This is a genomic window from Bacteroidota bacterium, from assembly GCA_039111535.1.
In the GTDB taxonomy this organism is placed as follows: domain Bacteria; phylum Bacteroidota; class Rhodothermia; order Rhodothermales; family JAHQVL01; genus JBCCIM01.
In genome coordinates this window covers 1-23822 of the sequence record JBCCIM010000092.1, presented here as the reverse complement: position 1 = coordinate 23822, position 23822 = coordinate 1, and the positions used below count along the sequence as shown (strand labels likewise).

Genomic DNA, 23822 nt, shown 5'->3' with positions numbered 1-23822 from the left:
TTGCCCAACGGCGCCTTGTTCGAAGCGTTTACGCATACGAGCGTGGAAACGGGAGGCAGCATGCAATGGGGGGCTGAAGAGATTGCATATGCACAGTCGTATGCTAACCCCATGGTGTTTGGGCAGGTCATGAGTTTTAACGATCCGCAGTGGTCTGTATTCTGGAGTCGAGGTGCCTTGCAAGGCGATGCGCCGAGCCCTGAGACCATTCGGATAGGCAAACATGTGGGGCAAGATGAGAAGGTCCGCCAGGATGAAACGCTCGGGTACATGGTGTTCGAAGCGGCTTCGGGCCAAATGCTCGGCAACGAATACCGCATAGATGTTTCTGCAGATGCTGTCATCGGCTTTAACAACAATCCACACCAGCACGGGTATGCCGCCCCACTCAGTTCCGATCCGGCCTTTGTACTTGTAACCCAAATGGGTATGGATGGAGGAGATGGTAGTTGGGCCTCTGTGTTTCGCGATGCGCCGGCGCGCGAGTCATTAACCCTCAGTGTCGATGAAGATCAGGTGGTTGATACGGAACGCGGGCACACATCCGAGAATGTTGCCTTTCTGGTCTTTCATGCTACGTGGGCATTGCAAGATGGCATTGGAGCGACCAACGGCCCTGCACCGCCAGGGATAACGTCACTGGAGGCTATGTCTTCTGCACCGGGCGAAGAAATATCGATCCAGGTAGAAGCAGCCGACTTAAATGGCGATGCGCTTACGTATAGTGCAGCCATGCTGCCGCCGGAGTTGACCATTGATGAAGCAACGGGGTTGATTACCGGCACCCTGGCAACCAATGGCATTTTTAATCCAGTGATCTCAGTTTCAGATGGCGTGTTTACAGCGGAGACCGGTTTTCGCTGGATTGTCCGTCCGACAGATGGCGGCGCAGACATCCCTGCATGCGCAGCGGTAGATTTTAACACCCAGTTTGTCCGCAGTTACGACCAGGCAGACCAGGATGGCGGTGAATATGAAGTGCTGGATAGCGGCGAGACCTTCCTCGTTACAAACAATGGCTGGAAGGCTATCGAGTTCGACTATACCATCCGCCCGGAAACCATCCTTGAATTTGACTTTCGAAGCGATCTCGAAGGCCAGCGCCACGGTATCGGCTTTGATGATGACCTCGACACAGACCGTGATCAGAGCTTTATGCTTTTCGGGACGGCCGGCCTGAGCGGTGCCATCGATGGATACAACACTTATGCTGGTGATGGCACCTATCAACGGGTGGTAATTCCTGTTGGCGAGTACCTGGCCGACCAGAGTTTTAGCTTCATGTATTTCTACGCAGAGCAAGATGCTGATCCGAATGAAGCCAGCTCCTATTTCAGAAATCTGCAGATCTACGATGACCTGAATCGAAATGCAATCTGCGACAACATAGCGCCGGCGCTTGCTGCGTTGCCTGATCTCAAAAGTGCGGCTTCAAAGCAAGTATCTATTGAGGTGTTGGCGAGCGACCACGAAAACGATCCGCTACAGTACAGCGCTACCGGTCTTCCCGATGGTGTGCAGATCGACGAGCAAACCGGTGTGATGCAAGGGGTGCTCAGCACACCGGGTATATTCGATGTCACTGTAACCGTTAGCGACGGCATCGACAACGACGAAATTCAGTTTACCTGGGAAGTCCTCGACCCGGACAATTTGCCGGCGCTCATGTCTGGCTTTCGGGTTGATGGGGTAACGAGCGACTGGACCCTGGCCACGTTGCCGGCAGCGCTTGAAAATCCTGTTGTTGTTTGCAGTCCGCATCAGATAGCCAATACAGCGCCGTTTGTAATCCGCATGCAAAACGTGACAACCGAGTCGTTTGAGGTGCGATTACAAAACCCGTCGGACGAATCGCTGTCAGGTGAAACGTTGTACTGTTTGGCTGCTGAAGAAGGCGGCTGGATTCTCCCGAATGGCGCATTGTTCGAAGCCCAGCGCATCGAAAGCACGCGGACCGATGACAATGACAACTGGATTGGGCAAGAAGCAGCCTACTTGCAATCCTACCGTGAGCCGGTTGTACTCGGACAAGTCATGTCATACAACGATGCGCGCTGGTCCACGTTTTGGAGCAAAGGCAATGCACGAGGCGATCTGCCCTCATCTAGCATTTTGAATGTCGGTAAACATACAGGGCAGGACCCCGATTCTTTGCGTGCAAATGAAACGCTTGGGTATATGGTTTTTGAAACTGGCCTGGGTGCCGTACAAGGCGTGCCTTTCGAAACTGGTATTACTTCTGACAATGTAGTCGGATATGGCAATCCGTACACGCATGACTTTACAGCGCCCTTTAACCAGGCACCCGAAGTTATGGTGGTAAGTCAGATGGCAATGGATGGGAATGATGGCGGATGGGCCGTGCTGGATGCCGCTGATCTTGGGACCGGGTCTGTAGAATTGGTCATCCAGGAAGACCAGGTGGTTGACAACGAGCGGGGCCACGCAACGGAACAGGTTGCGTATGCCGTTTTTGAAACTGTCTTTACGCTGGATCAAGGAGAGTTTAACCAGGCGCCACGGGTGTCGCGGCTCTTTGGACGTACCGACCGGCTTAATGAATCCATCTTTTTGCAAATTGATGCCCTGGACCCGGAAGGAGAAGACCTGTTTTTTAGTGCAGAAGGCCTGCCGCCTGGAATCAGCTTGCAGCCTTCCGTAGGGTTTTTCTCAGGGACGCTAACGACAGAAGGACAGTACACGGTATCGCTGACAGTGTCAGACGGACTTTTTGCGAGCCAAATCACATTTCCCTGGAACGTGGTAACGGATGTGCAAGCCAATGTTGTCGAGAGCCAACTGCTCACAGGAATCAATACCGATTGGGTAGCTGTCGACTTTACATCCCAATTTGCCAGTCCGGTTGTGGTTTGCAATGCGCTTGCAACGGAAGATGATTTGCCGCGTGTGGTGCGCATCAACAAACTTAGTGGCGCCGGCTTTGATATCCGGCTGCAAAACCCTTCGGGTGAAACGGGGCAATCAGCCAGCGTCCACTGCCTGGCAGCAGAAGAAGGTCTTTGGAAATTGCCTGATGGTGCGGTGTTTGAAGCCGCCCGGGTCCTGAGTAATCGCACAGATGCTGCCGGCCGATGGGAGGGCAATACCGTTTCTCTGGTCCAGACGTTTAACCAACCTGTGGTATTGGGGCAGGTGCTGTCTGCTGTGGATGAAGACTGGTCGGTCTTCTGGAGCGCTGACATGGACCTTGCCTCTCATGTGAACGAGGCCACCTTCCGCATCGGCAAACACACGGGTGAAGACCCCGATAGCATTCGCGCGGATGAGCTGCTTGGCTACATGGCATTTGATGCCAATACGGGTACTGTATCCGGTACGACGTACGAAGTTGGTCTTGTGCAGGATGTTGCCGCCGGCTACGAAGATCCCATTGGATCAATGCCTAATTTTAATGCATCTTTTACAGCAGTTCCCGAAATCCTCATTGTATCGCAGAGTGGACTCAATGCGCAGGAAGGCAGTTGGGCAATCACCCGGGAAGATCTGACAACCGCAGCTTCGTTTACCGTTCAGGTTGATGAAGACCAGGTGGGAGATACTGAGCGCTCACATACGCCTGAATCCGTTTTTTACGCGGCATTCTCTTCAAACTTCATCTGGCCACTTGAAGCCGTGGAGTCTCCATCTGATTCAACGTCTACCAGCATTGGAGAGCTGTCAGACTTACCTGACAAGTTTGAAATCAACGCGTTGTATCCGAATCCATTCCAACACGAGGCAAATCTGCGCTTTGGATTGCCGGCAGCGATGGATGTGCAGGCGAGTGTCTACGACATCCAGGGGCGCATGGTTGCCACGCTTGTACGGCGGCAAATGACTGCCGGCTATCACCAGGTTGTTTGGGATGGCCTCCGAAACGATGGTGTAGCCGTTGCCTCCGGCGTCTATTTTATTCGGGTATCAGCAGATGGCTTTGCGGAGACTAAAAAGGTGATCCGGGTACGATAGCAGTTGATCGCTGATCTATAATTTTTGAAAAGAGTAAACAGGCTTCGGGTTATTCCTGGGGCCTGTTTGCATAAGTATGGCGCTTGAAAGAGGTCTGGCCGAACTGCATCCCCATTACAGCATATGAGGAGGTAGCGAAACCCGCTCCCAATTTATAGAACGACCTGCAAAACAACTGGATGCAAAATCAACCTACACTTCCTTCCCTGCCGCTTGACGAATGGGAGCAGAGCAAAATAACCCTCAATTACTTTCTCCAGATTGCCGGCAAAATCCGCCTGGGGTTGATGCCACGGAAAAACCACTGGTGGTACCTCACCTTATATGTAAGTCCACGCGGACTCACAACCCACGCCATTCCGCTAGATGACGGATTTAACACCTTTGAGCTCACATTCAATTTCATTTCGCACCAGGTTGAGTTGCATACCAGCAGAGGTGAAGCGTACAGTTTTCCTTTGGAGGATGGGTTGAGCGTTGCCGCTTTTTACCAGCAAATGTTCGATCTCCTGAAAAAAATTGGCGTCGAGTTGGAAATCATCGACAGGCCGATTGATATGCCATTAGATGCGCCTTTCAGCGAAATAGAGACGTACAACACCTACCAACCAGCGTACGTGGCGCAGTTCTGGCGTGCGCTGACCTGGGTGGATCACGTCTTTAAAGAATTTGGCGGCCGCTTTTATGGCAAAACGTGTCCGGTGCACCTGTACTGGCACCACATGGATCTGGCCGTGACCCGGTTTTCCGGCAAGCGCGGCCCGGTGATGGAGCCGCAAACCCGCTTGATTGAGAAAGATGCCTACTCCCACGAAGTGATCAGCTTCGGCTTTTGGGCCGGCGACGACAACGTGCGCGGTGCAGCATTTTATTGTTATACGTTCCCGTCTCCCGAAGGCCTGGATACCGAGCCATTACAGCCGCAGGCGGCAAGCTGGGTGGATAGCAACGGGAGTCCGATGGCGCTGCTGATGTATGATGACTTGCGCCGAGAGGCCGACCCCAAAGCGGCCCTGCTGGATTTTCTGGAGTCAGCATACCAGGCCGGCGCAAAACGGGCTGAGTGGGACGTTCCCGGCTTCACCGTGCCTTCCTTACGCGACTTGTAGCAGCGCTACAGCTGTCCTTTGTTCATTTCTGACACCGCGTAGTCGCATGCCCGCGCAGTAAGCGCCATGTAGGTCAATGACGGGTTTTGGCAGGCGGATGAAGTCATGCTGGCGCCATCTGTGACAAATACATTGGGGTGGTCGTGGCACTGGTTGTGCGCATTCAATACCGAGGTTTTCGGGTCGCGCCCCATGCGGGCAGTGCCCATTTCATGGATACACCGGCCGGGTTCTGCGCCAATGCCGTCTTCCACGAAGTCATCAAACATGCTCACGTTACGCGCGCCGGCGGCTTCCAGCATTTCTGCTGCAGCTACCGGGACATCTTTGCGCATCGCAAACTCGTTTTCGTGCCAGGTACAGTGGATTTTCAACTGCGGCAGGCCATATGCATCAGTCTGGTCGGACAACGTGACGTAATTCTTTTCATTAGGCAGCGCCTCGCACCAGCCACCGATCCACATCTGCCAGGGAGCCGGGTCGCGTAGTGCGTTTTTGAGGTCTGCGCCAAATGCCGGCCCACCAATCCCGCGTGACCAGGACGCCCGGCTTGCCCCACCCTGGAAGCCATAACCACGCACGTAGTCCGGTTGTCGCGTAGCTGCATCCCCCAGGTTGCGGAAGCGGATAACGTAGATGCCGTTGGGTCTGTTGCCTGTGTAGTACCGGTCTTCCAGGCCCGGCATCTCACCCGATGCGCCGAGCCGGAAGTGGTGGTCCATCAGGTACTTGCCCAGGGCACCGCTACTGTTGGCCATGCCGTTTGGGAAGCGGGTACTGGTTGAATTAAGCAGCACCTGGGTACTTCCCAGCGTAGAGGCACACAGAAAAATGACGCGTGCATACACTTCGTGCATTTCTTTGGTTTGTGTATCAATAAACCGCACACCGGTGACTTTGCTCGTTTCCGGATCGTAAATCAGGCTGTGGGTAAGGCTGTGCGGGCGCAGGGTCAGGTTATCGGTTGCAAATGCTGCCGGCAGGGTTGAAGATTGGCTGGAGAAATAGGCGCCGACAGAGCAGCCGCGGCTGCAAGGGCCACAATAATGACAGGCACCGCGGCCATTGTGCGCCTGTGTCAATACAGCGGTCCGGCCAATGGTAACCCGTCGGTCAGGAAAAGCCGACTCCATGCCTTGTTTGAAAGCTTTCTCTGCTGCATTCATTTCCATAGGCGGCAGGAATTCGCCGTCGGGCAATTGCGGCATACCTTCTTTTTGGCCGCTGATGCCGGCAAACCGCTCAACGTAGCTATACCACGGCGCCAGGTCTTTGTAGCGAATTGGCCAGTCAACGCCGTGCCCATCGCGTGCGTTGGCTTCAAAGTCGAGGTCGCTTAAACGGTAGCTTTGCCGGCCCCATGTGAGAGAACGCCCCCCTACCTGGTCACCGCGCACCCAGGTGAAAGGTTTCTCTTCGATATACGGATTCTCTCGGCCGTTGAGGTAGAAGTGTTTGGTGGTTTCGCTTGGACCACCGCTCCGGCTAAGTACGGGCCAGTCGCGCTTGGCTTCTTCGCGAGGCACAGCACGGCCACGGTAAGGCATCTCCCAGGATTGCTTGTGCTCTGTGATATAGTCTTTGCCATGCTCGACATTGCGTCCGCGTTCGAGCACCATCGTTTTAAGGCCTTTCTCGCAGAGCTCTTTTGCTGCCCATCCCCCTGTTATCCCTGAACCGACAACAATGGCATCGTAGGTATTGCGTGTGTGATAAATCATAAGGCTGTTGAATATCGATCAAGGAACTCTGAATTTCGAAGGCTTGTTTTTTTCACTCCTCACTCCTCACTCCTCACTCCTCACTCCTCACTCCTCACTCCTCACTCCTCACTCCTCACTCAAGACCAGGCGCGGCCTATTTCGTCGTAGGGTATATCGCCGCGGTAAATGCCCATGCGAGGTTGAAGGAGTTCTTCGGTAGCACCTGTTTCGGAGGTGTAGTATCCGACAACAACGAGCTGCTTTAATTCCCGGAAAAAAGGGCCAAGTGTATCTGGTAAATCATCGGCTGATGCGGCAGCAACTTCTTCGGGGAAAGCCAACTGTGCGGTGGCTGTTAGCAGGGCATGTTGATTTTCCGGGCCGGCTGCTATGAAGGTTGAGCCGAAGCGACTTTGCGCAATTTCATCCAGTAGTTGTAAACCCGCCAGAAAGTCATCCCGATCTGTTTCGAGATACCAACTGGTAAGCATTTGATCGATAAATGCCGGCACGCCGGCAGCCCGTGCACCGGGCGTATCGGTGGTCGGGATGATGATTTCTGCAAGGGTCCCTACCAATTCGTATTGTGCTCCAGAGAGGGTTTGCGGCACAAACGTCTCATTTACTGGTGTGGCACGACAACCTGCCAGGAGGCCACTTACAAGGGGAGCCGACAGTGCGCCACCTGTGATGACGCCAAATCGTTGTAGTGCTTCGCGTCGCGTGAGCATATGCGCCAATCCTCGCTCATTCATGGTCCTGTACCTTGTTTGATAAGGGAGTCATTAAGATACAATTAGCCGGCAAAACTTCCGTAATTACGCAAATGACTGAAAGCATGCTGTTCTGGGGGCTCGTCAAACAACGTATTTGGATCTTATGGTTGGCATCAATACCGTATACCTGTTATCCCCACCTTAAGACCGTATCCGGATGTCAGAAAATAATCTCGAACAACAACTTGCAAGGCTTTTTCGGGAGACAGGCCATGCCCATCACAAGGCCTTTATTGCCACAGATGGTGCTGATCCGGAGTGGCCCATCTGGTATGCCGGCTATTTGAGAGCCAAACTGGCTACAATTTTTGATACAGCGTTGACCAAAAGCATGCTCATTTATTGGCTGGTACGGGTTGATCAGGAGCACGTCAGCATAGCGCCCGAGCGTGAATGGCAGACCTACTACGCCCGGTTTTTCATCAACCATTTTACGGCCTGAACCAGGCAATTCCCACGATGCAAAAAAGTGTACTCATCACCGGGGCCTCAAGCGGCGTAGGAGCCGCAGCGGCCCGTCTATTCGCACGGCATGGATACCGGGTAAACCTTGTTGCCCGTAATGAGGCGCGCCTGGCAGATCTTGCAAACGAAATTGGTGAAACAGCTTCCTGGTTTGCTTGTGATGCATCAACGGGCGCATCCGTACAACACATGGCGGAGCAGGTGATAGATGAAACAGGCCTCCCCGATGTTATCATTAATTGCGCAGGATTGGGGCAATGGAAGCGAATTGAAGATACATCGCCAGACGAAGCACATCAGATGATAGGTGCACCATATCTGGCTGCGTACAACGTTACGCAGGTCTTTATGGCAGCCATGTTGCAGCGAAAATCAGGTGTGATCATTCATGTGAATTCGCCGGCGTGTTACATGCCGTGGCCTTCTGCTGTGGGGTACACAGCGTCCCGGTTTGCGCTACGGGGATTGCATGAAGCGTTAAGTCAGGATCTTGCCGGGTCTGGCGTTTGCAGTTGCCATGTTGTATTGGGACGAATCGACTCGGAATATTTCACGCACAATACTGGCGTGGAAGATCGCATGCCCCGAATAGCCGCTACGATCCGAACCATCTCTGTTGATGAATGTAGTCGGTTGCTTCTAAAATTGGCAGACCATCCTCGTCGGCAGGTTATATATCCATTCATGCTCAAGCTGTATTACTGGACAAATGCAGTGGCTCCAGCCCTCACGCGTTGGCTGTTACGTGTTACTGCACCTGATCCTGATGTGCCGGCGCAAAAAGGGTCCTGAATCTTTAGGGCAAGGTGCCGTATTGGCGCAAAATAGGCCATTCTTTGTCTAACTTTGTACATTGAAGGAGTAAACCCACCTTTATACAAACCTATACCACCAAGCTTTATGCTCAACAGACGCTCGTTTTTAGGCACCAGTATGGCCGGCCTCGTTGCAGCCACAGCCTATGGCTGCACAGCGGACGATGGCCCGCAATCTGCAGAAGCAACCACCGGATCCTCCGCATTTAGCCACCCGATTGGATTCCAGTCTTACGGGATGCGCAAAGAAATTGGCGAAGACTTCCAGGGCACCCTCAGGACAGTCCACGAACTTGGATACGATAGCGTGGAGATGTGCTCCCCGCGTGGCAGCCATTACAGCCAGGTAGGTTTTGGGGGGCTGACGGATCTGCCGGCCGCTGATGTGAAAAAGATGATCGAAGATACCGGGATGGTTTGTGAGTCGGCGCATTTCCAGTCGCACGAAGTACTCGACGATGATCCGGCTGCAACGGCTGATTATGCTGCGGCATTAGGACTGAAATACCTCTATATGTCCGGTTCAGGAATTGGAGATGACGGCACCATCGATGATTTTAAGCGTTGGGGCGAAAAATGTAACAACGTGATCGACATCGTTGAAGCCGCGGGCCTAAAATTGGGCTACCACAACCATCGCATCGCCCCCATCATGGAAGATGGCAAGCCGCAGTACGAGCACATCATGGCCGTACTTGATCCCCGAATTGTGATGCAATTTCAGTTTGCAGCGATTCGAGATGGGTTCGATCTGCCGTTTTACCTGGAAAAGTATGCCGGCCGCTATGCATCACTACATATGCATGATTTTGACCCGGCGATGCAGCGTGCAAACATGGAGGGGCGCATCGGACAGATTGTGCCGCTTGGTGAAGGTATTGTAGACTGGAACGCTTGCATCAATGCAGCGATGAAGAGCCCCTTAGCCGAGCAAGCCTTTATCGTCGAAATTGAGACCCAGGAGCCGCTCGAAGGCCTCCGTCGTAGTATTAATTACCTCAAGACTGTTCAGGTTTAGCCCCACAGGGTGTGTCGCCATAAAGCCGGCACACCCTGCTTCATTTCTTGCTTATTTTCTTAATGCAACAATCCGCTTGCCGGACCTGTATAGCAGGCAGACAGCAACCACATCCTTGTGGTCGTTTATTTGCTGTATAACATGTTTGTGCCTTTTCCCTGGCACACCACACCTCCCCCCGAGCCACTCTATAGCACCGTTCTAATTAAAATTCTGGATACTCCGTATGCAGTAAGTTTTCCTGGACATTCGCGATTTGCCCCTCATTTCTTGCGATCCAGCGATTCACCTTTCGCATTTTCTTAATAGCGTATTTAAGCGGTCTGGAACGATGCTTGAGCATGGTTGTGCGCCGCTCATATACGCCCATATCAACTATGAATTACATTTCTGTTCGTCTTTTTTTGAGATCGTTCGTCCTGCTGCTCTTTTTGTATGGTAGCTTATCCGCTGCTGCTGTGGCGCAGGGCACTACGTATTACGTGAGTCCAGATGGTACCGATAGCGGATCCGGGACCTCGACAAAGCCCTGGAAAACCCTGACCTACGCGGTGACGCAAGTTGCTGCGGGTGATGTTGTGGTCGCTTTCGACGGGATCTATGAAGGACCCGTAATCATCACCCGTTCGGGTACGCCCGAAGCCTATATCACCCTCAAATCCTTAAACAAATGGGGCGCTAAGGTGCAGGTGATTGACGGCGCCGGCAACGCTGATGGTATCAAAGCAGCCGGCAACTACCTGACGATTGACGGTTTTGAAATTTATGACGCAAACCCGGGCGTTGGCCGGCATGGCAACGGTGTTACCGTTTATGACAACCACCATGTCAATGTGCTCAATAACAAGATTTATAACTTTGGCGGGAGTGGCATTCAGGCTGCACACTTCGACCACGTATTGATCGAAAACAACGTGGTGTACAACAACGCGAATTATAACCCAAACCAGTCTAGTGGTATTTCTTTGTACCAGGCGCGCGCTGTTGATAGTGCACCAGGATACCACGCGGTCGTGCGCAACAATCGTAGCTACAGCAACATGAACGTGGTGCCAACCAATGCCGGCATCACGCGCGATGGCAACGGTATCCTGATCGACGACTTTCGGAATTCCACGGGGGATGAACTCAACATTATTTTCCCGCACCGGACGCTGATCGAAAACAACCTGTGTTATGACAATGGTGGCAAGGGCATACAGGTCTTCAAGAGCGATCATGTAGACATCTTCAACAACACCGCGTACCATAACAACCACGATACCCAGAACACCGGGACATGGCGGGCAGAACTCAGCCTCGCATACGGTCATGATGCCATTTGGCGCAACAACATTGGGGTTGCCAATCCGGGTTCAGGCATTTTGGCGTGGAATCGCGGTATCCTGGTTGCGAGGAGCGGCACTGCTGAGTGGGAAAACAACATCACTTATAATGGTACTGCCGGCGACATCTCCATCAACATCGATACAGGAACGGTCGATGAGACCTACATGCGCAACAACAACCAGCTGGGTGTAAATCCTCAGTTTGCCAACGCCGGTAACGAGAATTTTGCACTTACCCAGGCCAGTCCCGCAATAAATGCCGGCAGCGATGATGTGGTCTCGTTTATTGACATCAACTACCACACAAGGCCACAAGGATTTGTTGATATTGGTGCCTTTGAATTTGATAGCGCTCCGCCGCTCCCTGTTGAGCTAACGGCTTTTACAGCAGTTGTTTCTGGTACAGCAATCCAGCTTGCCTGGTCTACCGCTTCTGAACTGAACAATGCCGGCTTTGCAGTAGAGCTGAGTCCTGCAGGATTAGGGTATGAGGAAGTTTTGTTTGTTGAAGGCAACGGTACGACCGATATATCGCAGCAGTATCAGGCATCCCTGGCAGACGTAGCGCCGGGCACGTATTCCGTACGCCTCAAGCAGATAGATTTTGACGGAGCCTTTGAATATAGCGACTCCATCATCGTGACGGTGACAGCAGATGCTTACCATCTGGCGCAGAGTTATCCCAATCCCTTCAATCCGCAGACGCGCATCAGTTATACCCTGCCTATTGAAGGGCACGTCACGCTGGAAGTGTTTGATATGCTCGGCCGCAGCATTGAGGTGCTGGTCAACGAAGTCCAGGAAGCTGGTGGACATAACGTGGTGTTTGAGGCGCAGGACCTGCCAAACGGGACCTATATCTATCGCCTTACAGCCGGCGCCTTTACCGAGACGAAGACCATGCAATTGCTGAAGTAGGCAGATATCGCAAAACAATTGCATGCGGCATGCGCCCGGTTCTTCCGTGGCGCATGCCGCTTTTTTTATGCCGTGTTTGTCCACCTTTGCCAGGGTATGGCGCTAGGGGATGTGTCGATTAACACAAACGGAAATGATTGATACATCACCTATATCATGAAAAAACTACTTTCCCTTTATTTGCTGGCGTGTGTGACGATTGCAGTTCCTGTTCACGCGCAGCTCGTTTTACATGTAGGCAATTTGAGCAGCTTTCCGGATACCAATCCGGGCAACGGTATCTGTATTACAATACTTGGTTCTTGCTCGCTCCGGGCAGCAATTGAAGAGGCGAACGCCTCACCTAATGGAGCCTTGCCAGACGTGATCGAGTTTTCACTGCTTCCGATTTCTGCCGGCACTGCGGTTATAAACATCAGCGGAAGCGGGCTCCCGGCTATCACGGACCCTGTCATTATCGACGGAACTACAGCCAGCGGCGAAGTGATTCTGAATGGCACAACCTCAGATGCCGGCGTCGACGGACTTGTGCTGGGGGCTGGCTCTGACGGCAGTATTATTCGTGGCCTTACGGTTGGTGGATTTGATGGGAGTAACGGGATCACCCTCTATAGCAATGGCAATGAAATACAGCAAAACCATGTGGGTGTTTCGGATGACGGAACGGCTTATCCCAATCGCATTGGCATCCATGATTACGGGAATGGTAACCTGATTGGAGGCGTAGACAAAGGCAATGTCATCGGACTAAATACGCTCAACGGCATTTACATTAATGAAGGGATAAGCACCCGAATCCGGGGCAACTATGTAGGCATGGACTTCGATGGCAACAACATCGGCAACGGCTATGTTGGGATCGTACTTTTTCGGACGGAAGATGCAACAGTTGGGGGCCCGGAAATGCAGTATGGCAACCGGGTGGGGTATAATGATATAGGCATTTCTTTAGGTGGTTCTACCAATCCGACGGTGCGGAACAACTATGTCGGCACAGATGAGGCCGGCAATGACCGCGGGAATGTTTTGCGTGGAATCAAGATTGAAGGAAGGGTAGGAGGTGCCCGTGTTGGCGGACACAATAGCTTTGGGAATGTGATTGGGTTTAATGATGTCGGGATCTACATTTTTTATGCAGACAGCACTACGGCAAACAACTTCATCAGAGGTAACTTCATCGGTATTGATCGCGCCGGCCGAGATATTGGCAATGATATCGGGATAGGGTATTACTCTTATACCATCACGACGACCATTGGCTATCCCCCAAATGCAGCCATCCCCCTCAATCCCGAGAAAGCCAATACCATTGCCTACAATCATGCAGAAGGGGTTGGGTTTTACGGCAGCAGCTCTTCCGATGCCCCTGCCACCATCCGAGGCAACAACATCTATGAAAACGGTACGCTAGGGATTGATCTCGGTGGAGACGGCATTACGCCGAACGACGACTCTGACTTTGATAGCGGGCCGAATGATGAAATGAACTACCCGGATGTCGACCGTGCCTTTTATCGCGCCGGCAGCGACGAAATTGTTGTCGAGTTTTCTGTTTCTTCGGATGATTTCTGGGCTGACTATCCACTGACCATTGATGTCTACCTGGCCGATGATGTAAACAGCGGAGAAGGGAAGACCTACATCGGGACGCACCTCTATGATGTTGAAGGTGTGGCTGATACGTTTCGGGTAGCGGCAAGTGCAATCAGCTGGGTGCCAGAAGACTACGTTGTGCTTACCGCAACAGATGCGGAAGGCAATACCAGCGAATTTAGTCCGCCCGCCGGCGCATTGGGTGGGGTTGGGTCAGTTGCTGAACGCCAACCAGTGGATGTGCCAACTACAGACGTGGCCCTGGATGTCAAGCTATCTGCGTACCCCAATCCTTTTCAGGGGCAGACCCAGATCCAGTATACGCTCCCCGAGGCCGGCCAGGCCCGATTGGAAGTCTTTGATCTCCTTGGGCGCAGTATCAGGGTTTTGGTTGATCAACAACAGGCAGCCGGCGCATATACCGCAAGGTTTGATGCCGGCACATTGCCCCGCGGGACCTACCTCTACCGGCTTACAACAGGACAACGTGCGCAGTCAGGAGTCCTGCAATTGATTCGCGCTGATTAAATGTGCGCGCTTCAGCGCAGCGTTTGTGTGCTGTGCGATTAGCAGGGTATGACGGTGGCGTGATCACTTTTGTGTGTGCTGCGTAGCGGTCCGTTTACCGGCGAAGCAATAAGTGTTGATAGGAGGCGCCATCGACCGTTAATCGGTACACATACACACCTGTCGAAAGTGTCGATAAGTCTACTTCGTACCTGTGGGTACCGCTGGCCAGAAAACCTTGCGTAATGCCCTTTATTTGCCGGCCGAGCATATCGTAGATGTTCAGGTCGACTTGGCCGGCAGCGGGCAACTCGAACGCAATGGTTGTTTTTTGCCGAACGGGGTTGGGGTAGTTCTGTTTTAGCATCGGCCCCTGCGTTCCCCGGTTTGCACCCTCTTCGTTCGAAACATTGGATACCCTTTTTAAACTGACAAGGGCAACGGCATCTTGCTCAAATCCAAGAGGTTCACCCAGCGAAACCCAGGCGGAGTCTGTGTCAACTTCAACATCTAACAGCGTGCCTTCTTGCAAAGGGCCGCCGTTAAAAGCGTCGTACCACAAAATGTTGTAGGTACCATCCGGTAATTTCAGCTCAAACGCTTCCTGGAAGGGCGAGTAAACCATATAGATTTCTCCTTCGTTGGCAAGGACCCATGTGTTTTCGAGTGTTGACAGTTCATTGTGGTTTTCCATTTCCCAATACGGTATGCCACTGTCCAGAATCATCTGGGTGCCGGCCTGGGTGCGTTGAAAAAACGCTTCACGAACAGAGAAATCTTCAACCCAAATGTCGTTGTACTCAAACGGGTCGGAGCCGTAGTACCAGTCGGAACCGGCACCGCCGGCCATGATGGTGCCCCAGAACCCTTCGCGCCGGGCGCGCCGATTGGTTGGGTCGCGCGGATCACCGTCTGGCACAATGCCATCACTCCAGTGCCCAATTTCATCCAGTGTCACAACCCACGGTTGATTGGCAGCTTTTGATGCTTCTACCCATTTCAGGATGGCGTTGTGGATTTTACCCGGCGGACTTGGCGTTTCACCAGAATCAAAATCTACTAGACCAACCTGCATGGAGGCGCCTTCAAAATTCTGAAAACCCAGCAGAGGCTCGTAGTAGCGGTCGTGTGCGATGAGCGTTCCATTGGCCTGGGAAACAATAGGATGGCCATAGACATCTACCCCACGGATAAAATTGGCGTAATCCATGATCTGCTCGGTCGTGGCAGAGTTTTCTTCTCCCAAATTCCAGACCACACCCAGGTGATGGCCAAACCGGGCTATCAGTTCGCGATAGAAAAGGCTGCGAATACGACCCAAATCGCCTCCGTCAAGATCAAGCTGATTGATGCGGTCTTGGGTGACCATATTCATGGAAATGCCCAGGCTGTCCATATGACTGAAAATCATTTCCCACTGCGCCAGTTTTGCAACGCTAAAGCGGTCCCGGTCTTCCTCAGCCGGCGATAGCCAGGGCCATACAGCGGTATCCTGACCGAGTGTATTCGCTGCTGTGTTGTGCACAACGAAGTAGTAGCTATTTACACCAAGCGAAGCCAGGTAATTCAAGGCGCCAATCAAGCCCGTACCCTTTGATTTTTGTGGTCCCCAAAGCGGATCGCCGGGGTTGAAATTGCCCAGGTGCGGCGCAAATGTGTGCGGCGGGATTACAGGAATTGTGTCCTGCTGGTATGTGTTGTGGATTTGGTAATAATGAAGAAGGTTCTCCGGGCTGCCAGCGCCGTTCTTCAGAAATGGTGTGTCGCTGCCCGAAAAGTAGAAGTGGCTTTTGTTGACGTGGCGCAGGAATCCCTTGGACCTGAAGTCGTTGCCGGTTTTGTCTGACGCCTCAATCGAAAAAGTACCAGTTGTCCCGTCAGGTTCAAGGGGAGTGCCGGCGGCCGTTGATAGGACCAGGTCTGCCCCCGTTTCAAAAGAAACTGTGTAGTTCCAGGTCCCGGTTTGCTCTGGCGTGAAATAAACCTGCCACACATTGCCGGAATCGGACTCTGATATCGCGGCATTTCCGTCTCCAGCATAAAAGCCTGGTACATCCATTACGTTGCTTGCATCTTCAGACGTAAACGTCACGCGTAGCCGGTAGTCGGTAAACGGATTTGGGTCGCTTTGCGGTTTCACCTCTCCACAGTCAGCCACAGGGCAAGTGACCTGTACAGCAACAGCGTGCCACTGCTTAAATTCTCCGCTAACCTGTACGAGGTCCTGTGCTTGCAGGGGCTGGAATGAGAGAAAAAGTAATCCAATGCCTGCTAGAAGGCGGCAAATGTTTGAATTACGCTGTTGTTGCATGAAGCTTTATCCTTTGAAATGAAAACAAGGGCCTGTGCAAGGCTGGAGCGAAAACGTTGCCAAAAACTGGGCCAAACAGCTGGTGAAAGCCGGGAAATAAATGTCCTATTAGTGTGACGCGTTTTTTAGGAGGCCTGACCAATGCGGCTGAATGCCGTCCGTTTGTTGTCCTATTGCCGGGGATTTGCCTTTTGATGGACGCGTGTTTACCTGAAATAATTAAGGAAAATAGGATGGGGCAGTATGTCTTGTGGGACGTTTTGGCGCGTGCGTTATACGCCCCTTCGGCCAATCGTAGCGCGTTTTCTCCCCGGTGGGGGTTGGTGAATTACAACTACAGGCCCTATTGGTTGAGGGAAGTGGCCGCATAGCAAACGAGAAGAACCCAATCTAATACGCTGTATAGATCTGCCGCGTAGATCTTCTGGTAGCTCTTATCGTATAGGACACTGAAAATCACCACTTGCTGGATTGAAGCACTTCCCCATTGAGAGCGGGGCAACTGATGTTGTGCTGAGCATTCTTTCCCCATATTTGTTATGCGTGAAATAAATACCCTGGAAGATATCCAGAAGCTGGTAGATGCGTTTTATACCCGTGTAAGGGAGGACGATTTGCTTGCCCCGGTATTCAATGAGGTGGTTGGTGTAGATTGGACGGCCCATCTACCGCGTATGTATCAGTTCTGGGAAACGGTGCTGTTCCATACACCGGGGTACAAAGGGAATCCTGTATTGAAACACGTCCAGGTCTCGGCAAAAACGCCCTTGCAAGAAGCGCAGTTTGACAGGTGGGTGGCGCTGTGGTGTGACACGGTAGATGGCCTCTATGAAGGCGCGCGTGCAACGGCGGCAAAAGAACGCGCGCAGGTTATGGCCAAAATCATGTATTACAAATGCAGCCAGATGACGTCAGGTCTTGATATCATCAAACAGTGACCGGGGCCGGGTAGATTTGTCCATCTGTTTGGGGTGTACTAGATTGTGTGCTTTGCCATACATCCCCCCAATGATATGTTTGCTGTCTTCAATGGCCGGCGCCTACTTGCGTCTTTTGAAAGCCTGCTCCCCGTCTTACTGCTCGTGGCTATGGTTACCGGTTGCCAACCTGCTGATCCGCCGGCTTACTCCGACGCAGCCTACGACTTCCTTGCAATTCCCAAAGATAAGCCGCTGAGTGCTGCTTCGAAACGTGCCCTTGCACGCGATTATAACCAGGGGCCCGAATGGTTTATGCAGTTCAGAACCCACGACCTGAAAGGCGACTTTGCCTATGAGGAAGGTGTAGCGCGGCGCGACCCCAGCAGCATCATTACGGTGAATGATACGATGTTCGTGTATTTCACCAAATCAACAGGAGAAACCATTGGCTTTGGCTCGGGCGACCCGGCAGCTAAGGTGTTTCCCTGGGATAAATCGGAAGTATGGTACGCCACGTCTACAGATGGGTGGGACTGGACCGAGCGCGGCCTCGCGGTTGGGCAGGGGCCTGCCGGCGCGTACGATGATCGGTCGGTGTTTACGCCCGAAGTGTTGGTACACGACGGCAAGTACATACTCGTCTATCAAACAGTAAAGGCGCCCTACGTTAACCGGGTGAAAAATCAGGTCGGCATGGCCATTGCCGACTCGCCTCATGGACCTTTTCAAAAACTTGACGCACCAATCCTTTCTCCTTCGGAGGATGGCGAATGGCAGGGGGAAGAAGATACCCGGTTCAAGGTGGTCAAGCAGGGATCGTTTGATAGCCACAAAGTGCACGACCCGACACTGCTGTACTACAACGACAAGTTTTACCTGTACTACAAAGGCGAGCGCATGGGCGAACGCTTGACGTTCGGCGGACGCGAGATAAAATGGGGCGTAGCCACCAGCGATGAACTTGAAGGGCCGTACGAGAAGTCCTCATACAACCCGATTACCAACAGTGGGCATGAGCTTTCCGTTTGGCCGTACAAGGGAGGCATTGCTGCATTAATCATCACGGATGGACCGGAAAGGAATACTGTGCAATGGGCACCTGATGGGATTAACTTTGAAATCAAGGCGCATTTAAAAGGCGGTCCGCCGGCGGCAGGAATAAACCGGGCGTTTGACCCAGATGCGTCTCCGCGGGCTGCACTTACGTGGGGACTGACGCACAAGTATGTGTCATACGACTGGCAGCACATTCGACGCTTTGAATCTTATACCCCGTTTGCTCCTTGATGAAAGGTCGCTAGCGCCTCAGTATTGCTGCAAGATGGCGCGCAATGCCGGCTCGTAAGCATCAGCATACCGCATCATGCCGAGGTCGTTGGGGTGAGAACCATCCGTTGCTGCTTCTCCGTCTGATCCGAGCAGGTCATCACCCTGCAGGTAAAACAAGTTGTCGATGCCGGCGTCTTGCAAGGTGCGCAAGGCGTGCCGCAAAGCCAGGCGGTTGGTGCGGTGCCGTTCTTCCCGCGCAGGGAAAAAGCGGGTATTGGTAAAGGCGCGGTCCTCGACAAGCAAAATGGGCGTATCGGGTTTGTGGGCGCGCAGCTTTTTAACAAGCGGTACAGCCCGCTCGCTGATGGTGTCTTCGTTCATGTTGGGCAGGCAGTCAATAGCAAAGACGCACGGATCGAGTTCTGCCAACAAGTCGCCCACTTCTGGCTCCATCCGGCCATTGCCCGAGAAGCCAAGGTTAATGGTTGGTCGGTGTAGCCGCCGGCCAAGGATTGCGGGGATCGCCAGGCCTGGCCGCGAAGCACAAGCGCCGTGCATAATTGAGGTCCCATAAAAAACAATGGGCTTTGCCGCTCGCGGGGATACCGGCTCGAATGTAAAGTCTTCCTCAACGCCAATTTCCAGGGATTCCACACCATTGTACAAGGGGAGGTACATCGTGTAAAGCCGCTTGCCCGGGCGCAAGTCTTTGGCAATGGCTTGTTCGATGACCTGCTGTCTCGGGAATACAACGGCGGCCCAGCGATCATTGCCTTCGTTGTCTTGCGCGTAGAGGTCTATACCAGATACCCCGGTTGCCGGCATATGTGGCATGGCAAGCTGCTCGGACAACAGGGTGTATTTGACGTGGATTGCTGGCGCGTCTGTTATAAATCGGGTTACCATGCCGGCTGAATGCCGCGACAAATCCCATACGGGTTCTCTGACAACACCCTCAGCTTTTGTAGGCAAGCGATCAAAATAGCGCGATGTGTTTGTCCAGCCTTTGCCCTCGATGCCCCAGTCTTGCACATTGTGCCAGGTTAGTGCCGCTGAATGACTGTTGGTGCGCAGGGTGAATGGTGTTAAAGCGGATGCGCTGGCAAATAGCTGCAGCACTTGTCGGCGAGAATAGTACATGTGGGGGCTCGAAGGTGGGAAGTTGATCCATACGTGTCTGTTAATCTACCTGTCAGCGTCGGCGCTTGCAAACCGGGCAACTGTTGCATCGTCCCACAGTCTTCCTGTATAGGTCAAAATGCTAAATCTTTTGCTGTAATGGGCATAGCCGTACCCATGTAAAAAAGTGTAAACGATGTAAAAGTTATCCCTTCAACGTAACAAGTATGGTTCGGAAGCGTAAATTCGACGGATTCTGCAAAGTAATTGTGATGCAGTTTCTTAATGCCTGAAGTGCTCACCACCTGTATAACCAATCCCTCTCAACTGGTATGTTACGCAAAGTCACCCTCCTGTTTGCTGTTATCATGCTTGCTGCTACTACCACGGCAAGCGCACAGGAAATCCAACGCATCACATTTGATGATGCCGTACAGATTGCACTCGAAAGCAACGTTTTGCTTCGCCGTGCAGCAAACAACGTCGAACTGGATGCTATCAACCTTTCCCAGCGACGCTCTGCGTTTTTGCCAAACTTACGGTTGGGCATGAACGGCAGCCAGAATTATGGTCAGAACTTTAGCCAGGAAACGCTGACTTTTGTTGATCAGACCACGAACAGGCTTTCTGCTTTTGCTTCAAGCAATGTTTCTGTATTTGAAGGGATGGGGCGCGTTTCTGCAGTCCGTCAGGCCGAAAATGCAGTTGAAGCCGGCGATTACGATTATGAACGCCAGCGGCAAACCGTTGTGTTCTCTGTAATGTCGAACTACCTGACCCTGCTTGAGCGTCAGCAGCAGATCGAAATACAGACTGAGAATCTGGAGTCGCAACGGCAGCAGTTGCAGCAGATTCAAGAGTTTACCAATGTAGGCTCTCGTCCGATTTCGGATCTCTATCAGCAGCAGGCAGCTGAAGCAAATGCCGAACTGAACCTGCTCAATGCCGAACGTGCTTACCAGCTTAGCGAAGTTAACCTGATTCAGGTCTTGCAGCTTGACCCGTTTGGCGCTTATGAGTTTGTCGCACCCGAGGTGGGGGATGCTGACCTCGTACTGCAGTCCTACAGCGTTGAAGATATGCTGCGCGAAGCCTTTACGCAGCGACTTGACCTTAAAGCACGCGAGTACGATATCATCGCCGCTGAAGAAGGCATCCGCGCTGCACGCTCCGGTTTTCTACCAACCTTGAGTCTTAATTTTGGCACCAACTCAAGTTTTGATGACCAGAGCCAGTTCAGCTTCAATGATCAGTTTACAGACATTCGCCGTAGTAGCAACATTGGCTTCAGCCTCGGTATTCCAATTTTTGATCGCTTCTTGACGAAAAATAGCGTTGAGCAGTCACGCGTAAGCTACAACAACGCCCAGCTTACCCTGGAAGATCTGCAGCAGAACATCGCACTCGATGTACGCCAGTCTTTCCTCGATTACCTGACAGCAGAGAAGACGCTTGATGTAACTGAAAAGCAGTTGATTTCTGCTGAACAGGCGCTTACTGCAGAGCAGGAGCGCTACAATGTAGGTGCTGCTACGCTCGTCGAACTGTCTCAGGCTCGGGCAAACTTCGTACAGGCACAGAGCGACCGCAACCAGGCGCGATTCGATTTTATCTTCCAGAAAAAATTGATCGACTATTACCTGGGTAAACTGAATCCAACAGAACAACTTTTCCGCCAGCCGTAGTTTAAACAGCGTTCAGACCTTGAAGGTTTAGTAAACCGCGGGATATCGGTTTAGCTTTAAGCAAAAAAAGCCTTAAACTGTGCAGTCCCTACTTTTGAACCTGGCTAAGAGAATATGGCTAAGAAGAAAAACAACGCAACAAAAATTATCCTGATCTTGATCGGGGCTGTTATTGTATTGATTGGTGTAAGTGCAGCGTTAAATGCTGCCGGCGTATTTGGCGAGAAAGAAGAGGGGACGGTAGTTGAAGTTACCGATACTGAAACACGCAATATCACGCAGGTTGTAACTGCTTCAGGGCGCGTGCAGCCGGAAATTGAAGTCAGTATCAGTCCTGACGTACCAGGTGAGATTATTGCACTACCGGTAATTGAAGGGGATCGCGTTGAGCGCGGAGAACTGCTTGCCCGCATTAGACCTGATGATTACAAAGCCCAGGTAGAACGTGGCGAAGCGATGGTGTTGCAGTCCAAAGCTGTGCTTGCACAGCGCCGGGCAGACATGCTCAATGCTGAACTCGAGCTCAAGCGGCAAGAAGACCTGTTCAAGAAACAGGCTATCTCTGAGTCTGAGTACCAGCGCGCCCAAACGCAATTCGAAGTTGCCAAAGCTGCACACGAGGCGTCTGATTACGCCGTCCAGAGTAGCGAAGCGCAACTGCGAGAGTTCAAAGAGCAGCTGGATAAGACCATTATCTATGCCCCAATGAGTGGCACAATCAGCATGCTGCTTGTTGAGCTCGGCGAACGTGTGGTTGGTACCAGTCAGATGACGGGTACCGAGATGATGCGCGTTGCAAAGCTGGACCAAATGGAGATCGAAGTTGACGTCAACGAAAATGATGTAGTGAACGTCAGCATTGGCGATTCTGCAGCCATCGAAATTGATGCTTACCCGGGCCGTTGGTTTAAAGGTATTGTGACTGAAATTGCAAACTCTGCCCGTGTTTCGGCTGCCGGCACACAGGAGCAGGTAACCAACTTCCCGGTCAAAATTCGCATCAAAGATGTGCATAACAACGCCGCCGGCGAAACGCTTGCTGAAGCGCAGTCCATCGCTGCCGAAGAAGTGCCCGTGCCTGATGAAGAGGCACCCAACTTTCGTCCTGGTATGAGCGGCACCGTTGACGTGTTTACCAGAACAGTTTCTGATGTCGTTGTTGTACCCATTCAGGCTGTGACTGTGCGGGACTTCAACAAGAAGGCTAAGAGATCCTGGGAAAAAGACGATTCCGAGGAGGAAGAAGAAGCATCCGAAGAGGCTGAAGACAGCGAAGTGGGTGAAGAAGGGACTAAAAGTGACGAGCCGCTAGAGGAAGACCTGAGAAAGGTAGTATTCCTTTTTGCTGATGGAGAAGCCCAAATGGTTGAAGTTGAGACCGGGATTTCAGATGACTCCCACATCGAAATCAAAACGGGCTTGATGGGCGACGAGCAAGTGATTATCGGACCTTATCGCGCGGTGAGCCGCGTGTTACAACAAGGCGAAGAAGTTCGGATAGACGACTGATAACGTCGTACCCGGCAGCAAGCGCAAACTAATTCAAAACCTAGCAAGCATTCATTATGGCAAACGGATCCCGCCCCCTTATTGAGCTGCGCGACACCAAAAAGGTCTACCAGATGGGTAGCCAGGAAGTGCACGCCCTCGCCGGCGTAACGCTGCACGTTCATACCAATGAATATGTTGCCATCATGGGTCCATCCGGGTCGGGTAAATCGACGATGATGAACATTGTTGGGTGCCTTGATACACCAACAGGCGGGGAGTACTACCTGAATTCCCAGAAAGTGAGCGAGATGACAGACAATGAGCTCGCTGAAATCAGAAACCGTGAAATCGGATTTGTTTTCCAGACTTTTAACCTGTTGCCTCGCGTAAACTGCCTGCAGAATGTCGAGCTACCGCTTGTTTACTCTGGTATGCGCCGTAGCCTCCGGCGTGAGCGCGCTGCAGAAGTGTTGCACAGCGTAGGCCTGGGTGACCGCATGGACCATAAGCCCAACGAGCTATCAGGTGGACAGCGCCAGCGCGTTGCCGTCGCGCGTGCGCTGGTCAACAAGCCATCGATTATTATGGCTGACGAACCTACCGGTAACCTCGATACAAAAACGGGTGAAGAGATCATGCATCTGTTTGAGCAGCTCTACCGCCAGGGCAATACGCTATTGGTTGTTACGCATGAGGAAGATATTGCGCAGCACGCACGCCGTATTATCAGGCTGCGTGACGGGTTGATCGAAAGCGATGTACGGGTAGATAATCCTGTGTTAGCCAATGCGGAGATGGCTAGCGTCTAGGCCTTGGTTATAATTTT

At 52.4% G+C, this 23822-nt stretch carries 16 protein-coding genes; 12 read left to right on the top strand and 4 right to left on the bottom strand.

What is annotated here, in order from left to right:
* Both AAF564_14760 and AAF564_14755 read left to right on the top strand, forming a co-directional pair.
* On the top strand, window positions 1-3969 hold a 3969-nt coding region (locus AAF564_14760), incomplete at its 5' end, for a putative Ig domain-containing protein (protein ID MEM8486811.1).
* Window positions 3970-4148: 179 nt separating this feature from the next.
* Window positions 4149-5078 (top strand): DUF5996 family protein, encoded by a 930-nt coding sequence (locus AAF564_14755; protein ID MEM8486810.1) that lies wholly within the window; start codon window positions 4149-4151, stop codon window positions 5076-5078.
* A gap of 5 nt (window positions 5079-5083) precedes the next feature.
* On the opposite strand, the gene AAF564_14750 is transcribed toward AAF564_14755, so the two are convergent.
* Both AAF564_14750 and AAF564_14745 read right to left on the bottom strand, forming a co-directional pair.
* Window positions 5084-6799, bottom strand: a complete 1716-nt coding sequence (locus AAF564_14750) for a GMC family oxidoreductase (GenBank protein MEM8486809.1) — start codon at window positions 6797-6799, stop codon at window positions 5084-5086.
* Window positions 6800-6918: 119 nt separating this feature from the next.
* Entirely contained in the window at window positions 6919-7536 is a 618-nt protein-coding gene (locus tag AAF564_14745) for a gluconate 2-dehydrogenase subunit 3 family protein (GenBank protein ID MEM8486808.1), read from the bottom strand.
* A gap of 178 nt (window positions 7537-7714) precedes the next feature.
* Here AAF564_14745 and AAF564_14740 point away from each other — a divergent pair, with 178 nt between their 5' ends.
* From AAF564_14740 to AAF564_14720, 5 genes are all read left to right on the top strand, one after another.
* A complete protein-coding gene (locus tag AAF564_14740) occupies window positions 7715-7999 on the top strand; it encodes a hypothetical protein (protein MEM8486807.1) in 285 nt (94 codons plus the stop codon).
* A 17-nt stretch (window positions 8000-8016) separates the two neighbouring features.
* Entirely contained in the window at window positions 8017-8814 is a 798-nt protein-coding gene (locus tag AAF564_14735; GenBank protein MEM8486806.1) for an SDR family oxidoreductase, read from the top strand.
* A 108-nt stretch (window positions 8815-8922) separates the two neighbouring features.
* Window positions 8923-9855, top strand: coding sequence for a sugar phosphate isomerase/epimerase (locus tag AAF564_14730; protein MEM8486805.1), 933 nt, complete (start codon window positions 8923-8925; stop codon window positions 9853-9855).
* A gap of 377 nt (window positions 9856-10232) precedes the next feature.
* A complete protein-coding gene (locus AAF564_14725) occupies window positions 10233-12101 on the top strand; it encodes a right-handed parallel beta-helix repeat-containing protein (GenBank protein MEM8486804.1) in 1869 nt (622 codons plus the stop codon).
* Window positions 12102-12257: 156 nt separating this feature from the next.
* Complete coding sequence (locus AAF564_14720) at window positions 12258-14222, top strand: T9SS type A sorting domain-containing protein (protein ID MEM8486803.1); 1965 nt, start codon at window positions 12258-12260, stop codon at window positions 14220-14222.
* Between the two features lie 94 nt (window positions 14223-14316).
* Here AAF564_14720 and AAF564_14715 read toward each other — a convergent pair whose 3' ends face one another.
* The gene (locus AAF564_14715; GenBank protein ID MEM8486802.1) at window positions 14317-16512 is read right to left on the bottom strand and encodes a DUF5060 domain-containing protein; all 2196 of its coding nucleotides are present in this window, start codon (window positions 16510-16512) and stop codon (window positions 14317-14319) included.
* A gap of 539 nt (window positions 16513-17051) precedes the next feature.
* On the opposite strand from AAF564_14715, the gene AAF564_14710 reads away from it, so the two are divergent.
* Both AAF564_14710 and AAF564_14705 read left to right on the top strand, forming a co-directional pair.
* On the top strand, window positions 17052-17450 hold the full coding sequence (locus AAF564_14710; GenBank protein MEM8486801.1) for a group III truncated hemoglobin: 399 nt from the start codon (window positions 17052-17054) through the stop codon (window positions 17448-17450).
* A 150-nt stretch (window positions 17451-17600) separates the two neighbouring features.
* A complete protein-coding gene (locus tag AAF564_14705; protein MEM8486800.1) occupies window positions 17601-18719 on the top strand; it encodes a glycosyl hydrolase in 1119 nt (372 codons plus the stop codon).
* Window positions 18720-18737: 18 nt separating this feature from the next.
* On the opposite strand, the gene AAF564_14700 is transcribed toward AAF564_14705, so the two are convergent.
* Window positions 18738-19841 carry an SGNH/GDSL hydrolase family protein gene (locus AAF564_14700; GenBank protein MEM8486799.1) on the bottom strand — a complete coding sequence of 368 codons (1104 nt, stop codon included), beginning with the start codon at window positions 19839-19841 and terminating at the stop codon, window positions 18738-18740.
* 311 nt (window positions 19842-20152) lie between these two features.
* Between AAF564_14700 and AAF564_14695 the strand changes: the two genes are divergently transcribed.
* The 3 genes from AAF564_14695 (at window position 20153) to AAF564_14685 (ending at window position 23805) form a co-directional block, all read left to right on the top strand.
* Window positions 20153-21505, top strand: a complete 1353-nt coding sequence (locus tag AAF564_14695; GenBank protein ID MEM8486798.1) for a TolC family protein — start codon at window positions 20153-20155, stop codon at window positions 21503-21505.
* A gap of 114 nt (window positions 21506-21619) precedes the next feature.
* The gene (locus tag AAF564_14690) at window positions 21620-23014 is read left to right on the top strand and encodes an efflux RND transporter periplasmic adaptor subunit (GenBank protein ID MEM8486797.1); all 1395 of its coding nucleotides are present in this window, start codon (window positions 21620-21622) and stop codon (window positions 23012-23014) included.
* Between the two features lie 56 nt (window positions 23015-23070).
* Window positions 23071-23805: an ABC transporter ATP-binding protein gene (locus tag AAF564_14685; GenBank protein MEM8486796.1), complete on the top strand. Its 735-nt coding sequence runs from the start codon at window positions 23071-23073 to the stop codon at window positions 23803-23805.
* Window positions 23806-23822 lie beyond the last annotated feature (17 nt).

Coding starts and splice junctions, on each gene's coding strand:
- AAF564_14695 (MEM8486798.1), top strand. CDS start 20,153: ATGTTACGCAAAGTCACCCTCCTGTTTGCTGTTATCATGCTTGCTGCT.
- AAF564_14740 (MEM8486807.1), top strand. CDS start 7,715: ATGTCAGAAAATAATCTCGAACAACAACTTGCAAGGCTTTTTCGGGAG.
- AAF564_14715 (MEM8486802.1), bottom strand. CDS start 16,512: ATGCAACAACAGCGTAATTCAAACATTTGCCGCCTTCTAGCAGGCATT.
- AAF564_14685 (MEM8486796.1), top strand. CDS start 23,071: ATGGCAAACGGATCCCGCCCCCTTATTGAGCTGCGCGACACCAAAAAG.
- AAF564_14745 (MEM8486808.1), bottom strand. CDS start 7,536: ATGAATGAGCGAGGATTGGCGCATATGCTCACGCGACGCGAAGCACTA.
- AAF564_14710 (MEM8486801.1), top strand. CDS start 17,052: ATGCGTGAAATAAATACCCTGGAAGATATCCAGAAGCTGGTAGATGCG.
- AAF564_14725 (MEM8486804.1), top strand. CDS start 10,233: ATGAATTACATTTCTGTTCGTCTTTTTTTGAGATCGTTCGTCCTGCTG.
- AAF564_14700 (MEM8486799.1), bottom strand. CDS start 19,841: ATGTACTATTCTCGCCGACAAGTGCTGCAGCTATTTGCCAGCGCATCC.
- AAF564_14705 (MEM8486800.1), top strand. CDS start 17,601: ATGGTTACCGGTTGCCAACCTGCTGATCCGCCGGCTTACTCCGACGCA.
- AAF564_14755 (MEM8486810.1), top strand. CDS start 4,149: ATGCAAAATCAACCTACACTTCCTTCCCTGCCGCTTGACGAATGGGAG.
- AAF564_14750 (MEM8486809.1), bottom strand. CDS start 6,799: ATGATTTATCACACACGCAATACCTACGATGCCATTGTTGTCGGTTCA.
- AAF564_14735 (MEM8486806.1), top strand. CDS start 8,017: ATGCAAAAAAGTGTACTCATCACCGGGGCCTCAAGCGGCGTAGGAGCC.
- AAF564_14730 (MEM8486805.1), top strand. CDS start 8,923: ATGCTCAACAGACGCTCGTTTTTAGGCACCAGTATGGCCGGCCTCGTT.
- AAF564_14720 (MEM8486803.1), top strand. CDS start 12,258: ATGAAAAAACTACTTTCCCTTTATTTGCTGGCGTGTGTGACGATTGCA.
- AAF564_14690 (MEM8486797.1), top strand. CDS start 21,620: ATGGCTAAGAAGAAAAACAACGCAACAAAAATTATCCTGATCTTGATC.